Annotated in this window: 17 protein-coding genes and 1 tRNA gene; 5 read left to right on the forward strand and 13 right to left on the reverse strand. The window is 62.8% G+C overall.

The genetic code is table 11. The features are described from left to right. On the forward strand, positions 1–356 hold a 356-nt coding region (locus AB7F41_RS02800; protein WP_428406436.1), incomplete at its 5' end, for an IS5 family transposase. Positions 357–572: 216 nt separating this feature from the next. Here the strand turns inward: AB7F41_RS02800 and AB7F41_RS02805 are convergent. Then, positions 573–788, reverse strand: coding sequence for a hypothetical protein (locus tag AB7F41_RS02805; protein ID WP_428384776.1), 216 nt, complete (start codon positions 786–788; stop codon positions 573–575). Between the two features lie 143 nt (positions 789–931). Here AB7F41_RS02805 and AB7F41_RS02810 point away from each other — a divergent pair, with 143 nt between their 5' ends. Next, complete coding sequence (locus AB7F41_RS02810; protein WP_428384778.1) at positions 932–1,240, forward strand: hypothetical protein; 309 nt, start codon at positions 932–934, stop codon at positions 1,238–1,240. 377 nt (positions 1,241–1,617) lie between these two features. On the opposite strand, the gene AB7F41_RS02815 is transcribed toward AB7F41_RS02810, so the two are convergent. From AB7F41_RS02815 to AB7F41_RS02830, 4 genes are all read right to left on the reverse strand, one after another. Next, a complete protein-coding gene (locus AB7F41_RS02815) occupies positions 1,618–2,463 on the reverse strand; it encodes a hypothetical protein (protein ID WP_428384780.1) in 846 nt (281 codons plus the stop codon). A gap of 198 nt (positions 2,464–2,661) precedes the next feature. Next, positions 2,662–3,078, reverse strand: a complete 417-nt coding sequence (locus tag AB7F41_RS02820) for a hypothetical protein (RefSeq protein ID WP_428384782.1) — start codon at positions 3,076–3,078, stop codon at positions 2,662–2,664. 868 nt (positions 3,079–3,946) lie between these two features. Further along, positions 3,947–4,369 (reverse strand): YciI family protein, encoded by a 423-nt coding sequence (locus tag AB7F41_RS02825; RefSeq protein WP_428384784.1) that lies wholly within the window; start codon positions 4,367–4,369, stop codon positions 3,947–3,949. Positions 4,370–4,596: 227 nt separating this feature from the next. Then, a tRNA-Lys gene (locus tag AB7F41_RS02830) sits at positions 4,597–4,672 on the reverse strand. A 435-nt stretch (positions 4,673–5,107) separates the two neighbouring features. Here AB7F41_RS02830 and mdh point away from each other — a divergent pair. Further along, a complete protein-coding gene (gene mdh, locus AB7F41_RS02835; RefSeq protein WP_428384786.1) occupies positions 5,108–6,070 on the forward strand; it encodes a malate dehydrogenase in 963 nt (320 codons plus the stop codon). Positions 6,071–6,510: 440 nt separating this feature from the next. On the opposite strand, the gene AB7F41_RS02840 is transcribed toward mdh, so the two are convergent. The 6 genes from AB7F41_RS02840 to AB7F41_RS02865 form a co-directional block, all read right to left on the reverse strand. Further along, positions 6,511–7,959 carry a DUF882 domain-containing protein gene (locus tag AB7F41_RS02840; RefSeq protein ID WP_428384790.1) on the reverse strand — a complete coding sequence of 483 codons (1,449 nt, stop codon included), beginning with the start codon at positions 7,957–7,959 and terminating at the stop codon, positions 6,511–6,513. A gap of 312 nt (positions 7,960–8,271) precedes the next feature. Then, on the reverse strand, positions 8,272–9,030 hold the full coding sequence (locus AB7F41_RS02845; RefSeq protein WP_428384792.1) for a hypothetical protein: 759 nt from the start codon (positions 9,028–9,030) through the stop codon (positions 8,272–8,274). Between the two features lie 85 nt (positions 9,031–9,115). Continuing rightward, entirely contained in the window at positions 9,116–10,144 is a 1,029-nt protein-coding gene (locus tag AB7F41_RS02850; RefSeq protein WP_428384794.1) for an NUDIX hydrolase, read from the reverse strand. Continuing rightward, positions 10,104–10,628, reverse strand: a complete 525-nt coding sequence (locus AB7F41_RS02855; protein ID WP_428384796.1) for a tyrosine phosphatase family protein — start codon at positions 10,626–10,628, stop codon at positions 10,104–10,106. The genes AB7F41_RS02850 and AB7F41_RS02855 overlap by 41 nt, the downstream gene beginning before the upstream one ends. 21 nt (positions 10,629–10,649) lie before the next feature. Then, positions 10,650–11,279: a hydrolase gene (locus AB7F41_RS02860; RefSeq protein ID WP_428384798.1), complete on the reverse strand. Its 630-nt coding sequence runs from the start codon at positions 11,277–11,279 to the stop codon at positions 10,650–10,652. 4 nt (positions 11,280–11,283) lie between these two features. Next, a complete protein-coding gene (locus tag AB7F41_RS02865) occupies positions 11,284–11,913 on the reverse strand; it encodes a DNA-3-methyladenine glycosylase I (protein ID WP_428384800.1) in 630 nt (209 codons plus the stop codon). A 190-nt stretch (positions 11,914–12,103) separates the two neighbouring features. Between AB7F41_RS02865 and AB7F41_RS02870 the strand changes: the two genes are divergently transcribed. Further along, entirely contained in the window at positions 12,104–12,688 is a 585-nt protein-coding gene (locus AB7F41_RS02870; RefSeq protein WP_428384802.1) for a hypothetical protein, read from the forward strand. A 120-nt stretch (positions 12,689–12,808) separates the two neighbouring features. Next, on the forward strand, positions 12,809–13,204 hold the full coding sequence (locus AB7F41_RS02875; RefSeq protein ID WP_428384804.1) for a DUF3126 family protein: 396 nt from the start codon (positions 12,809–12,811) through the stop codon (positions 13,202–13,204). A gap of 68 nt (positions 13,205–13,272) precedes the next feature. Here the strand turns inward: AB7F41_RS02875 and AB7F41_RS02880 are convergent, their stop codons facing one another. Together AB7F41_RS02880 and AB7F41_RS02885 are read right to left on the reverse strand one after the other, a co-directional pair. After that, the gene (locus AB7F41_RS02880; RefSeq protein WP_428384806.1) at positions 13,273–14,661 is read right to left on the reverse strand and encodes an ATP-binding protein; all 1,389 of its coding nucleotides are present in this window, start codon (positions 14,659–14,661) and stop codon (positions 13,273–13,275) included. A gap of 4 nt (positions 14,662–14,665) precedes the next feature. Further along, the gene (locus AB7F41_RS02885; protein WP_428384808.1) at positions 14,666–15,349 is read right to left on the reverse strand and encodes a response regulator transcription factor; all 684 of its coding nucleotides are present in this window, start codon (positions 15,347–15,349) and stop codon (positions 14,666–14,668) included. Between the last annotated feature and the right edge of the window lie 17 nt (positions 15,350–15,366).

A 15,366-nucleotide genomic window follows, 5' to 3' on the forward strand; every position in this document is an offset into this window, starting at 1 on the left:
GCTTGGGATGCCCTGTGCGGTTCACGCTGACCGCAGGTCAGAAGGGCGATGCGCCGCAAGCCGCCGCTTTGATCGAGGGATTGCCTGCGGAGGTCGTCATGGCCGATGCCGCCTATGACGCCGATCATTTGCGTCACGTCATCGCCGCCAAGGGGGCGCGCGCCGTCATCCCCAACAACCCGTCGCGTGCGATCAAATATCCGCTCGACAAGAATCTCTGCGCCCAGCGACATCTCGTCGAATGTTGCTTCTCAAAACTCAAGCAGTTCCGCCGCGTCGCAACCCGTTTCGAGAAGACCGCCCAAAATTATCGGGCAGTCATAACAATCGCCGCAATCGTCCTGTGGATGCGATAACTGTCCACACGACCTAACGCGTCGACAAACGCGTCGCGCGCGGCCCTGATCCGCCAGACGACATACGTGAGGGATTTTCCGAGACTGCGAACCACAGCCGAGGCAACGGTAGCACTAATAGTGGAAACAAAGCGTTGCATGGACGCTACTCCGTTTGAACGCGTGCGCCCCTTTCAGGCGCTCCCCAAGCCCCAAAATGATCGTCCCGCCACTTACTTAAAATTTCGTCGATTCTGTCGAGACTGTCAGCGCCCGCGCGATCGTCTGCGTGACCGCCTTGGCGTCGGCGGTGGAGAGCCGATTGACGAGCCTCCGCCGGCCCGGATCTTCCTCGAAATAGACGTAGGCAAGCGCCACGCCGCCGGCGTCTTCCACAACGAACTCAGCGGCCTTGCGGATGCGCAGCTGCAGGGCATAGGGCGGGGGCGTCATCTCTTCCAGCGCTCCAGGAACTCGTTTAGCCTGCGCTCATGGGTTGGCGCGGGCTGGAGCTAAGTAAGTATGATCGTCAGCGTCGATCATTCGCGTCTATAATTACACAAGGTGACAAAGCTTGAATTTTCATGGATGACCCGATGAATCGCTTCCTTCGTAATTACTCGCTGATCCTCGGCGGCGCTCAGGGCTTGTACTGGCTCTATACCTTCCGTCTGATTTACGTGAATACGAATTGGATGGGCGACGGAATGGAATGGGTTGCCGTCATGCCCTTCGGGTTCATCTTCTTCGGCTTAGTCAGTCCCGCGCTCGTGATGAGCAAAGATGGACGATGGCTCAAACTTGCGGCAGTGCTGGTGACGGTCGCAGTTGTTCTCAACGTCTTACTGTTTCTCGAAATCGCTGGTGAGTTGACAGGCGGAAACTCCCGGGCACTCAATCTTTGAGTAAGGCCTACAGTCGACAACGCAGTGAAGCGCTCGGCCGATGACCGCCGCTCTTCTCAGGCAGGGTTACGGTCGGGGACAGGGGTAAAGTGTTGCGCAGTTTAGTATTTTTTATATCCGGGTTGGAAGCCATCGCTATTACAGTTGTCATCGGTATCGTGGTTGCGAGCGGACAGCTTACTTCGGGGGAGCCACTTAGCCGTGAGCTGGCATGGGGCGCAGTTATAATATTTGGTCTGCCATACCTCGCATTCGTCGCCCCCGCTCTATTCTTGGCGTTTATCAATCGCTACCTGCCTTTCGCCTTGGGCTTGTGCGTTCTTCTGCCGCCTGTCGCATTTCTCGCCTTCGTCTATGCCTAGGTCCACACCAGCGCGCTATGGGGCCGGTATTGCCGCTGTAGTTCTGTCCCGCGGCAAGAGGCGATCATCCGCAGAGGACGAACTTAACTGATGAGGTAACCGCACGGGCGCTTTCGTAGCACTCTCAAATCCTGCCGTCCCCGACCTAACGAAGTCTGCATAATTGCGGCAGAACGGGACGATCATCCGCCCAGTCATATTTTGCAGGATCGAACCTATATCTTTGCCATTGTAATAGTAGGTAAGCGCAAACTCGTAAGCGTGACGGGTATCCTCGGCAAAGCGATCAACGAGAAGCGCGACGGTGCCAAGTCCTTCTTTTTCGTCGGTCGGCCAGTCTGGATCAGCGCTTCCTGTCATGCTGCTCGGCGAATTCCGGCCGGTTTCTAACCACGCATCAATGTCAATGTCTGCAATCAACTGTTGGGTAAGTGGTTCCAAGCTGTCTGAGTGCATGAGTCTCGATAGCTTCTTTATTCGCCGCGCGAATGAGTTGAAGTCGGCCCGGCGTAGCTCCTCCACCGTGTTTTCGATCTGTCGCAGTATCAGCGGATCGAAAGCCGGCGAACCTGCTGTTTTCGGGCCGCTCTTGCCTCGCTTCCCCGTAGCCGCTTCGAGGATTTGCTCGCGGCATTTTTCTTTCATCTGCCTCCGAATTCCGTCAACCAACATGTTCCCCTGATAGGGGGCGAGTTTTGCATCGACGGCCTCTTCCATCTGTATGATCGCTACTCCAAGACTGGCGGCGTCGCTCTGGCTGAACTTTAGGACGGCGAGCTCGCCATTCAGCGATGAAAAGGCCTGACTCGCCTCGCTCAGTATTCTCTGAATTTTATCGAGCCTAGTATTGGTGAAGCTCATGGTTCCTCCGGAATCGGTAGAACTGAAGCAAGCCCGCTTTCGATTTCGACGGCGTTCAGTCCAAATTGAACGCCAGCTGACGCATTAAAACGTCGTTCTCCGGAGTATTAGCTGGGCAACCTTAAGAATCCGCCACTGCCGCGTCGACTTCGGCGTGGGAGCCGTACCCGCCCTGGAAAATGAAGCGAACTGGGACTTTCACGTCCACCCGAGCGCGCTCGGCGCATCGCGCTTTTGAGCCCGCCGCCTCGCCGGCGCTCCCCCGATCCGTCGTAAGCCGAATACTGCGAGCGAGAGCGCCATTATCAGGTCGTCGTGCTTTCCAGAAGGGGCGCTGTAGGCGATCGAGCCCGACCGCCGGACGTTGTGCTGCATAGAGGTCAGTTCCTCGCGCAGGGGCAGGGCATAGGGCAGCGTGATCGCAGCGCCGATATTGCACGGGAAAAACCCGGGTCGAGTCGCCGCGGGCGAGATTGCTGAAATGGCGTCGTTCCCGGACGGCTCAGAGAACGGCGCATTCGTCAACTTGGCAAACAAGCGCAACAAGACAAGCGTGGCCGACGCGCATTGCTTCGGCTGCTCTGCTCGCCTATAAATGACCTGCGCCGTGGCCATACAGGACCGGCGCTGTTCGACTGTCTAAAAGACCACCTCCAGCCCGGCCGGCGACGACCGGGCTTTTTCGTGGGCGATCGGCTTGCATTCCGGGCATGGGCCCCTACCTGACGCGCATGCGCCGGTCCACGGGCCGGCATTCCCATAGTTCCTCTATAGCCCGGTCAGCAATGGCTGGGCTTTTTCGTGTGCTCGCTCGTCCGCGAAATCCTTGCACAGTGCGACTATTTCGGTAGTCACGCGCTTTTTGCGAGTGGTATCTCGGCGAGTGCGTTCAACGTCCGTCAATCGGGCACTTCAAAAAATGATTTTGAGGAGGAAGAATATGAGGGCGCTAACAGTCATTCGAAACACCGCTGCGGGTGCAATAGCGATAATGCTTGCCGCGTCCGCAGCGGGTGTACAGGCGCGAGATATATGTAAAAGTCACTTCCGTACCGGGAATGCTCGCGGATGGTCGGTTGCGCGGGTTCGAAACAACGCTGTGAGCGCGTGGGAACGGCAAGCGAGAATACATGACGGGCCGCGTTGGGCGGACTTTGATAAAGCCTGCGACAAGAGCCTGGTCTGCAGACGGTTTCCGGGTCGAGTCCAATGCACTGCGCGCGGAAGACCCGGTACGGTTCTGTAGATCAATCGATCTGCGGGGTTCCGAGGAAGAGAAATAGCTAAGCCGCCATCACTTTGATCCGCGCAACTGCCTGGGGAGAGCGATCTTGACGCCGGCGTGAGCGATAAGCACGACGCCATTGTCCTTCTCAACGCAATGTGTTGAGCGGCGACCCCAAGCCCTAGCGACGCCCCTCAGCGCGAAGACCGGCGATCGTCGGAGGGGCAGGGCGCACGACGCGAGCGTGGCCGGTCGAGTCTAGACGTCTGACAGCTTCTTGCGAATCCGGTCTTCCGCTTCAGCTATCTCGGGCGTCATGGTCTCGCTGAAGTCCGCCGCTTCATAGAGCGGACGGATTTCGATCTCGCTTGGGCCGGGCATCGGGTTAGGGCAGCGCTTCACCCATTCGACCGCCTCAGCCATGTCCCTAACCTCCCAGAGCCAATAGCCAGAAACCAACTCGGTCGTCTCGTCGAATGGGCCGTCATAGACGGTTCGGTCGGCCCCGTTGAACGCTACGCGCTTACCGCTTGAGGAGGGCTGCAGGCCCTCGCCGGCGAGCATGATGCCGGCGTTGACCAGTTCCTCGTTGAACTTCGTCATCGCCTCCAGGAGCTCGGTCGACGGGAGGAGACCGGACTCGCTTTCCAGCGTCGCTTTCACGAGAATCATGACGCGCACCGTTTGCCTCCTCTCAATGAGCGTCGATGCTGAGGGCAACGATACATCGCCGACGCGGGATCAATATGTCATCGCCTGTCCGGGCGTGATTTGTGAGCCGGTTCGCCAGAATCGAAAATTTGTCCGCAGGCTGAGCCAATTCGGCAATTCTGCTTACCGACTGCTTACCAGACCACGCCGTAGCTAACGCGGCCGCGGCAGATGTGTATTTAAGTCTTTGATTTTATTGGTGGGCGCACAAGGGCTCGAACCTTGGACCCGCTGATTAAGAGTCAGCTGCTCTACCAACTGAGCTATGCGCCCGTTCCGCGCGCGCCGCGAGCGCGGCGCTCAGCCGAACGAGCGGTGCGAATATCAAACCTGGTCGCCGCTGTCCAGCGCTCCGCGCCTCCATCCGGCAATTTCCGCTCCGACTGAGCCGAGTCGGGCGCGCGCAATTTCCGGATTTGCCGGGTTTCGTCACAAGATCAGCTCAGGAATCCCGTAGAACGTTCCCAACGCGGGCGGTCTCGGCGTCCGTTTTTGCGCCGCAACCGTCGCGGCGTCTGGCTTCGGCGCCGCGCTCGGGGGGAGCGGCCGCGCAGCCAGCGACGTACGCCCGCCGTGGCCGACGCGCGCTGGCGTTCAGGGGCGCCTGCGCCTGCGTCGTTAAGCTCTGCTTGGGAAAGCGGCGAGAAGACTTCCCACCGCCGCAAAACCGGGGTAGCTGTTTCATAGAAGCAAAGAACGAGTTTGATTATGTCGCGAAGAAAAATCGCTTTGATCGGCGCCGGCAATATCGGCGGAACGCTTGCCCATCTCGCGGGCCTCAAGGAATTAGGCGACATCGTTCTTTTCGACATCGTCGACGGCGTGCCGCAAGGCAAGGCGCTGGACATCGCCCAGTCCTCTCCCGTAGCAGGCTTCGACGCCAAATTGTCCGGCGGCTCGGATTATGCGGCGATCGAGGGCGCAGACGTCATCATCGTCACCGCCGGCGTGCCGCGCCAGCCGGGCATGAGCCGCGACGATCTCCTGTCGATCAATCTCGGCGTCATCGCCAAGGTCGGCGCGGGAATTCAGCGCTATGCGCCGAACGCCTTCGTCATCTGCATCACCAATCCGCTGGACGTGATGGTCTGGGCGCTGCAGAAGGCCTCCGGCCTGCCGACGCATCGAGTCGTTGGGATGGCCGGCATGCTCGACGCCTCCCGCTTTCGCTATTTCCTGGCGGAGGAGCTCGACGTGTCGGTCGAGGATGTGAGCGCCTTCGTGCTCGGCGGCCACGGCGACGATATGGTGCCGTCGGTGCGCTATTCGACGGTGGCGGGCGTGCCCTTGCCGGACATCGTCGCCATGGGCTGGACCACGCAGGCGCGCATTGACGCGATCGTCGAGCGGACGCGCAAGGGCGGCGGCGAGATCGTCGGCCTGCTCAAGACCGGCTCCGCCTATTATGCGCCGGCCACCGCTGCGATCGCGATGGCCGAGAGCTATCTCAAGGACAAGCGACGGGTGATGCCCTGCGCCGCCTACCTCACGGGCCAGTATGGCGTGAACGGATTTTACGTCGGCGTTCCCGTCGTCATCGGCGCGAATGGCGTCGAGAAGGTGATGGAGATTCGCCTCGACGAGACTGAGCGGGCGATGTTTGAGAAATCGGTCGCGTCCGTGCGGACCTTGATCGAAGCGGCAAAATCGCTGGACGCCGCTTTCGCCTGAAGGTTTCAGCCGACCCGCCGACGGTCGGCCTCCGGTAAATTTTAGTGTATGCGCTTGCGCTGACGGCGCTCCAAGGGAGCCGCCGGGCGGCCGGAACATTCTTTGCAAGATAGGGTTAGTCTGTCTGGAAGACTGATTCTCCTTGAGAGGATCAGGCTTGTTGGAATGGATTGGAAGCCATGTTCGACCCTGACGCTTATGGCTTTGTCAAAATGCTTGCGCTTGCTGGCGCGCTCTACTTTGCGGCGAGGGCGGCGCTTCTTATCGGAGCGGCCGCAATAAATGCGATCGCTCTATTGCCCTGAGTAGTTTGTCTTTTGGCGGAGAAGCAATACTGACGTTTCAGGCGCTCGAACGCACGCCTGCGCGCTGATAAATCGTCTGAAATGAAGCGTTATTGGCGTCGCCCGCCCAAGCCTTGGCGCTCTGCGCGAAATGTCTTAGCGCGCGGCGGTTGCGCTCTCTTTCGCCTGGCCGTCCTTGTTGGACAGGCCGCGCGCGCGGGCGGCGGATCGGAGACCGGTGGACGGGCCGAGGAGCGAGGCGGCGCCGCGCGATTCCGTTTTCGCGGCGACCGCCTTGGAATTGCTCTTCTTGCCCTGATCGGGCGTCGCCACTGACGCCGCCGCCGCAGGTTCAGGCGCGTAGGCGAGCGATTCATGCCGCGCCGCCGCTCTGGGCGTTCTGGCTTCGGATTTCGGCGAATCGACCAGTCTCGCGATCGCGCTCGTCGCCTTTGCGCCGGCGAAGGGGGGACGCGCCGGAGGGACGGGCTTGGCCGCGACCTTCGTCCGGCGGCGCGCCGCGTCGGTTGCGCTCGACCCCCGATCGGCGGCGCTGCTGGCTTGCTGGGACGGCTTCGCGCTTCGCGCTTCACGCGTCCCGCCGGCGGCAAGCGAGGCCGGGCGCTGCGGCGGCAACGGCGCTCGAACGCTCGGAGTGCTTGCGGAAGACTCTTGTGCTGCGGGTTCGGCGCCGGGCGCCGAGAGGGTGGTTTCGCCTCGCGGCAGATCCGCCTCCGCGCGCGCCAGCTCGTCCGTTCCATAACGGTAGCCGCCGGTTTCGGCGCCGGCGCTTTGCTCGTATGTTTCGCCTCCTGCGTCGCGGGTCGGCCGCGGCGCGAGCGAAGCCCACTGCTTGCGGGTGCTTGGCGCGGGCGCCGCCGCTTCGGAATCGTCCTCTTCGCCGCCGCCGCCAAACAGCATGGCGAAGAAGTTGCGCGCCGTGCGCCTCGGCGTGACGACATAGGCGCCGTTGCCGCGCGCTTCGATCTCGGCGCGCGCTTCATCGTAGCGCGCCAGCGGCTGATTGTTGGTCGGCAAATGCACCGTCTTGCCGTCGGGGAAAAGCCGCGCCAGCTCGTCATAGTGCATGCGCGGCCAGTGCCGCACATTGCCGACGTCGAGATGGACGAAAGGCGTGCCCGCCGTGGGGTAATAGCCGACGCCGCCGCGCTGCATGCGCATGCCGATCTCGCGAATTTGCGACATCGGCATTCCCGGCATGGTGGTGTCCATCGCCTTGCCCAGCATGTGCTGCGAATATTTGGCGACGGCGCGCGAGCGCGAGCGCAGCATGGCGTTCGTCTCGGGAGAGCGATAGGCGGAGACCACATGCACGAACTGTTCGCCGCCGCCCGCAGAGCGATAAGCCTCCCACACGACATCGAAGAGGCGCGGATCCATATTGGTCGGCTCGTCGCGTCGCCAGTCGCGAAGGAACCAGTTCAGCTGCTGCAGGACGTTGGGGTCGTATTGGCCGTTGACGAGATATGTCGCCGAGATCGATTCATGCGTATGGGCGTGGAAGAGATGGATCGTCCTCGTGTCGCCGTTTGCGACCGCCGTTTCGGTGATCTTCGGGGCGAACGTCGCCAGACAGAGGATCACGAGGCCAAGAGCCCTCGAAAGCGGCAAAAAACGCAGGCGCGTATTGGAGCGAGGCGTCGTCAATAGGTCGCTTCCCGTCTCGCTTGAAGCGCGCCTCAACCGACGCCGCCCCAGAACTCACAAAAACCTTTGGCCTTTTGGCCGCAAGGCGAGCCTTACGCCGGACGACGCAAGGCTGATGGCGAGAATCACATACGGAATACGCAGTTAGACGCGTTTTGCCCCTCAGGCGACGCTACCGCCCTGATTTCCCCGCCAGTTTCGAGGCTAGGGCAACATCATGGCGAAAAGTTGCTCAAGCTTCGCCGCATCTCAATTCGAGGCCACCGTGCGCACAAACTGCGTCTCCAGAATTGGCTGCGCGCCGCTGATGAGCTGCAGATAGGCCGGCGACAGCGCGGCCACGCGTTGCAGCCGGAAGGCCTCAGACGACGGCCGGCGCGGCGGCAGCGGCGCGGGTTCGGGAAGCGCAGTCGCCGCTTCGTCGCCGTGGGCGAAACTCGTGAGCTGCCGCCGATCGGCGACAGCGACGCGTATCGGCGCGGCGGGCTGGCCGCCGCTCGCAAGGGCGGTGGCGACGGCGGACTGCACCTTCTGCGCAATGTCGCCGAAGGAGGAGAGGCCGCCGCCGCTGGGCTGTGCGCTGGCGACGCGCGTCGCAGGCGCCCGCTGCTTGCGGCTGGCGATCATGGTCGGGCCGCCCTCGCAGTTGCGCATGCCGAGAGCGATCAGCTCCGTTCCGGTCAACACGCGATATTCCCTGGTCAGATGGCCAAGGCGCGCCTGCACGGCGGCCGGATAGGACGAGAACAGCTGCGACGAGACGCCGAGGTCGACCTCTCTGTTGATGGCGTTGTAGGCCTGATGGAATTTGACCTTGGCGTCAGGATAGACGCAGACGTTCGGCAGGCTGAGCGCCAGCGTGCAGGCCGAGCGGCATTCGTGCAGCCTGACCTCGCGGTTCTCGCGGCGATATCGTTCGGTGATCGCCTCATAATCGCTGACGAGTCCGCCGACGTCCTTGTAGACGACGACCGGCGCCGGCATCGGAGGCGGCGACAAATAGCCCAAAACGCACCTCTACCCTACGCATGGCGGGCTTACGCTTCAGCAAACATTCACCATCTCTCGGTGAACATCGGCTTAAAGCGCGAGGTCAGCCTCGAATGCCGACGCGAAGCCCTGGCGCAGGCCGTTCTTGCAGAACATTGCGGCGAAAATGAAATAGAGCCGCCGGCCGTCCGCCTGTTTTCAAGGACATCTCGCCGGTAGGCTCGACAATGGCCGTTGTTTCGACAAGACGGCGGAAGTTTTGCTTGTGGAGATGCCGGCCGGCGATGGCTTCTACTGCCCGCTGCAGTTCGGTGAGCGTGAACTCCGGGGCCATTAACTCGAAGATAACCGGCCGATATTTCATTTTGGCGCGCAGTCGCCCCATGGCGGTGGCGAGAATGCGGCGATGATCATGGCGCATGGGCGTCCCGAGCGGCGCCGGATGGATCCTTTTTTGAGCCGATTCGCGGCCGTCGCGCAGCGCTTCCTCGAGCAGGCCAGCTTCGTACAGAAGTTCGTAGCGTTCGAGCACGTTCTCCTCGTTGAAGGCGCGGCCCTTGCCGCCGAAGAGCAGGCTGACGCGCACATGGCGGGAGAGACCCGAGGAAGAAACCGCGTCGGGCGCTTCCGCGACCCAGCTCGACAGTCCGGGCGCGATCGTTTCATCGATGATCGGGGGCGGGCCCTTGCGCCAATCCTCCCAGGGAAAGAAATCGTGCCAGTTCCTCCAGACGCCGGCGCGCCGGTCGGCGTCGTCGCGGATGCGGGTGAGCGCCAGATAGCCGACTGAGACGACATGCGGATCGCGGTCCCCGGCGCGCGCATGCCGGCCGCGGTCTCCGAATGTGTAGAGCTGCTCGACATAGCCCAGGGGCGCGCCGGTCTGCTCGGCGACCCACGCGCGAAGCCCGATTTCGAAGGTGCGGTGGCGGATCGGATCGAAAGGTCCGGAGGGAAGGGCGGCGACGCCGGCCGGCCCATCGGCGCGCGTCGTCAGAATGAGGGGCTCGTCCTCTCGGATGGCGACGATTGCGGCGGTGAGGCCGATTTCGACGGGCGGGGATAGAGACGCGCGCTCTTCGACGGCTTGGCTAGACGTCGGCGAACTCCAGGGCGAAAGGCGCTCCCTCATAGCAGTCGGCCCCGCGTCCGATCGCAGCGATGGCTGCGGACATCCTGCCGCCTCGGCCCAGCCTTTCGTCGGCGAGCGCCACCAGCCGTCTGTTCGGGGTGGCGGTCGGCGACACGCGGCGCAGTTCGCGCGCGATTTCCAGTTCGCAGCGACGCGGCGCCAGGGCGCAGGCCGCGACATAGGCCGCCGCGGGCGAACGGCTCACCCCGGCATAACAGTGAATGACAAGCGGCGCGGAGCGGTCCCATGCGTCAAGGAAAGCTAGCAGCCGATCGATATGTTCCTCGCCGGGGAGAATATGCCCCTCCCGCGGCGCGTCGATATCGGAGACAGCGATCCGCAAATGGCGCTCTCTGGCGATTTCGCAAGGTCGAACAAGCGAGGCCCCGGCCGTCAAAATGGTCACGAGCGAGCGCGCGCCGCTCGCCCGAACGGTGTCGACCACTTTAGTCAGGGAACAGACGTACAGGCGCCCATTCGGCATTTCTCTCCCCGACGTTCTTCTTCAATTTTCGTCGACCGCCCGGAACCGAGCGAGAAAACGCGCCTTGGTCTCGTCGATGGGAGCCGCGGCGAGTTCGTCCATGAAGGGCTTCGGCGAGATCGCCGGGCGGCCAAAGATGCGCTCGGCTTCCGCGCGTGTAAAGCCCGCAAGCGTCACCGCTTCGAAAAAGGCGGCGGCGCGATCCGCTTCCTTGCACAGCCGCTTGACCGTCGGCGCGGCGGTCGGCGGCAGGGAGAAGCGCAGCAGAATCGCCCCGAATATGCGATCCTCGACCGCCTTGTAGGCCTCGCCGATGACCGCCTTGAAGGGCGAGATCATGTCGCCGATCACATATTCCGGGGCGTCGTGCAGCAGCATGTAGAGCCGCTCCGTTCGGCCGATGGCGGGATCGAGCGCGCCCGCCACCTTTTCCACAAGCAGGCTGTGTTGCGCGACGGAGAAAATATGCGCGCCGACCGTCTGGCCGTTCCAACGCGCGACGCGCGCCAGCCCATGCGCGATATCCTCGATCTCGACGTCGAGCGGCGAAGGGTCGAGCAGATCGAGCCGACGTCCCGACAGCATGCGCTGCCAGGCGCGGGGCGCTTCGGCGGGCGTCGCGCGCCCGCGCTTCGTGGAAGGTGCGCGCATCGCGTCAGCCGTCGCCGTTTCCCGAGTGACGATGGCAGCCCGCCAGGTGATCGTCGACCATCCCCACGGCCTGCATGAAGGCGTAGGCGATGGTCGGTCCACAGAATTTGAACCCGCGGGCCTTGAGATCCTTGGAGAGCCGTTCGGACAGCGGCGTTTGCGTCGGCACGTCGCTCATGCGCGTCCAATGATTGACGATCGGCTGGCCGTCGACGAAATCCCAGAGATAATCCGAAAAGCCGGTTTCCGCTTCAATCTCCAGCCACGCCTGCGCCGAGTGCACGGCGCCTTCGATTTTTGCGCGATTGCGCACGATTGCATCATTACGCATCAGTTGGGCGATGCGCTTCTGATCAAATCTCGCGACGATCGCCGGGTCAAATCCGGCGAAGGCTGCGCGAAACGCCTCGCGTTTGCGCAAGATCGTGATCCAGGACAGCCCGGCCTGAAAGCCGTCGAGGATCAGTTTCTCGAAGAGCGCGCGGCCGTCGCGTTCGGGACGGCCCCATTCATCGTCATGATAGCGGATGTAGAGCGGGTCGACGCCGGGCCAGGGACAGCGCTTCAGCCCGTCGACGTGAGAGACGACCACGAGGCCGCGCCAACGCGCCGGTTGTTCCCTGACGCTCGTCAAAACGGCTCCCTCCTCGGATATATGCGGATCACGCTGTTGTGCGGGGGCTTTATCGCGCGTTCGATTTGCGTTCACAACCAAGTTGGGACTATCGTCGCCTCGGCGGACGCAGATGGCGCGCGTCCTGCTTCCCTGCGCGGTCGCAATGGCTGCGGCTCGGTTCGCGCCGTCCATCAAAATGGAGATTTATATGGGGATCCGTATCGCTGTTTCTCACGCCGCGGCCGGCGCTCTGGCCATCGCCGCCGCTGTCGCCGCGACCTCAGGGGACGCGTATGCGCAGGCCAATGTGTTGAAGGAATGCGGATCGCAATATCAAGCCGCCAAGGCCGCCAACGAGCTCGGCGGCCAGAGCTGGCAGGAATTTCTGAAGGCCTGTCGCGCGCGACTGGCGGAGCAGGCGAAGCCCGCCGAAGAGAAGCCGGCGGAAGCCGCGAAGCCCGTCGAAGTGAAGCCCGAGGAGCCGCCGCCGGCTGCAGCGGAAACGAAGCCCGAAGAGAAGCCGGCGGAAGCCGCCAAGCCTGTCGAAGCGAAGCCCGAGGAGCCGCCGCCGGCCGCAGCGGAGACGAAGCCGACCGAGCCGCCGCCCGCGGCTGAAGCCGCTCCCGCGCCGAAACCCGCAGCCGACACGAAGGCCGCGATGCGCGCGCGCCAAAAGAAATGCAGCGTTGAATGGAAGTCGACGAGACGCGAATTGAAAAAGTCCAACCCGAAAATCACCTGGCCTAAATTCTGGAGCGACTGCAACAAGAAGCTGAAGGCCGCAGGCGAATAAGGCGCTGCGCTTTTTGCGATCGCCCGGCGGCTTGCCGCCGGGCTTTTTCATGCAATCTTGCCCGGCGCAACGCGTCGTGGCAGAGGAATGAAAAAGCAGATCGAAAAACGGGAGCGGCGTTTGGATAAAACAGAATTACGAAAACTGCAGTCTTTTCTGCGCCGCTCGCTGGGCAACGACGGCATTCGCGTCTCCGCAGATCCGAAGAATCCCGACAACGCCGCCGTGCATCTCGGCGAGCGAAGGATCGCGTCGATTTCCGTCGACGACGAAGACGGCGATCGCTCCTTTGCGTTCGAGATGAAAGTTCCGGTCGGACGCGAAGTGCTGCAGTCCTATCTGCGCAAGCTGTTCGAAAACGATCGTCTCTCGATTGCGGCGCGCGGCCGCAAGACCGATTCCGTCGAACTCAACGCCGACGGCGAGTTTCTCGGCGTCATTTCGGCGGACGATCCGAAGCTCTCGAGCTTCACGCTGCAAGTCGCCATACTCGACTTCGATCTCGAAGAAGAGTGACGCGACAAAATCGGCGATACGCGATCGCCGATCCGCCCAGAGCGCGCGCGTCGTCGGCGTGGGACGCGCTAAAATCCCGGCAGTCGAAGTTCCGCGCGCAAACCGCCGCTCGGACTGTCATTGAGTTGCAGCGAGCCGCCATAGGCCGCGGCGAGATCGACGACGATCGACAGGCCGAGACCTGATCCAGGTTTTGTTTCGTCGAGACGACGCCCGCGCTGGGTCGCCGCGGCGCGCAAGTGCGGCGCGAGTCCTGGTCCGTCATCGTCGATTGTGACGCGCAGCGACGGGCGCGCCGCGCCGTCGCCGTCGTTTTCGACGCTGACGTTGATGGTCACCTGGCTCTTCGCCCATTTGCCGGCGTTGTCCAGCAGATTGCCGATCATTTCCTCGAGGTCCTGGCGCTCGCCGAGAAAGCGCAGACGCGGATCGGCGCCGCCGGAAAAGATCACGCCCTTGTCGCCGTAGATTTTGCTGAAGGCGCGCAGAAAGGCGTCGATCGACGGCGCGATCTGCGTCGCGGCGCCGAGCGCGCCGCCGCGCGCCGCCGCGCGCGCCCGGTCGAGATAAAAGGAGATCTGGTCGCCCATGATCTCCGCCTGCTCTTGAACTTTCCCCGCGAGCTGCCCCGGCGCCGCATCGGCTTCGTTGACGATCACCGAAAGCGGCGTCTTCAGCGCATGCGCCAGATTGCCGACCTGCGTGCGGGCGCGTTCGAGAATGTCGCGATTGGCGCTGATCAGCAGATTGAGTTCGTCAGCGAGCGGCGCGACTTCGCTCGGATAGCCGCCCATGATGCGCTCGCGTTCGCCGCGGCGTATGGTCGCGAGTTCGCGCCGCAGCTGTCGCAACGGGCGCAAGCCGAAATGCACCTGAAAGGCGGCGCCGATGGCGAGCGCGATGGCGAGCGCGGCGAAGGCGACGATCAGCGCGAAGCGAAAGCGCGCGATCTGCTCTTCCATCTCTTCGCCGCTGCCGGCGACCTGCACGAGATAGATGCCGACGTCGCCGACGTCGATGACGCGCTCGACGATGCGCAGTCTTCGTCCGTCAGGGCCGAGTCCGTAGCCGCGGCGAAAGCCGCCGACCTCCGCCGGGACGCCGAGATCCGAAAGCTTCGGCAGCGTGCCGGCGAAAAGCGAGCGCGAAGCCTTGATCTCATGCGACTTGTCGTCGAGCCGCGTGATCTGCCAATACCAGCCCGAACCCGGCAGCTCGAATTGCGGATCGCCAAGCTGGCCCGGGCCGGTGCGTCCCTCCTGACCCGACTCCGAAACGTCGGCCACGATGGCGCGCAGGTAAACATCGAGACGCCGCTCGAACACCTCCTGCGCTTCGCTTCGGTAGTAGGCGGTCAGAAGAATGCTGGCGACGAGCAGCACGACCGAACTCATCGCCGCCGCAGTCAGGAAAAGACGCGCCGCGATGGAGCGGATGGTGACGAAGGACAGGCGCATGCGCCTAGCGTTTGTCGCCGGCGTTTTTCGCCGGCGGCGCCGCCATATAGCCGAGACCGCGCACCGTCTGAATCAGATCGACGCCAAGCTTTTTGCGCAGCCTGCCGACGAAGACTTCGACCGTGTTCGAGTCCCGGTCAAAGTCCTGATCGTAGAGATGCTCGATGATCTCGCTGCGCGAAACGACGCGGCCGCTGTGATGCATGAGATAGGCAAGCAGCCGGTATTCGTGCGAAGTGAGCTTCACCGGCGCGCCGTCGACGACGACGCGGCCGGCCTTGGTGTCGAGGCGCACGGCGCCGCAGACGATTTCATTCGTCGCGTGGCCGGTTGCGCGGCGCAACAAGGCGCGGATGCGCGCGAGCACTTCCTCCATGTGAAAGGGCTTCGAAACGTAATCGTCGGCGCCGGCGTCGAAGCCCTGCACCTTGTCGCTCCAGCGGTCGCGCGCGGTCAGTATCAACACCGGCATGTCGCGACCGGCCGCGCGCCATTCTTCGAGAATGGTCACGCCGTCTTTCTTTGGAAGGCCGATGTCGAGGACGACGGCGTCGTAGGGTTCGGTCTCGCCGAGATGCCATCCCTCTTCGCCGTCGAAGGCGCGGTCCACCGCATAGCCCGATTCTTCAAGAGCGCGAACAATCTGACGGTTCAAATCCTTGTCGTCTTCAACGACGAGCAGCCGCAATGCGTCCTCCCTGCCTG

Source organism: Methylocystis sp. (assembly GCF_050251305.1).
Lineage (GTDB): Bacteria > Pseudomonadota > Alphaproteobacteria > Rhizobiales > Beijerinckiaceae > Methylocystis.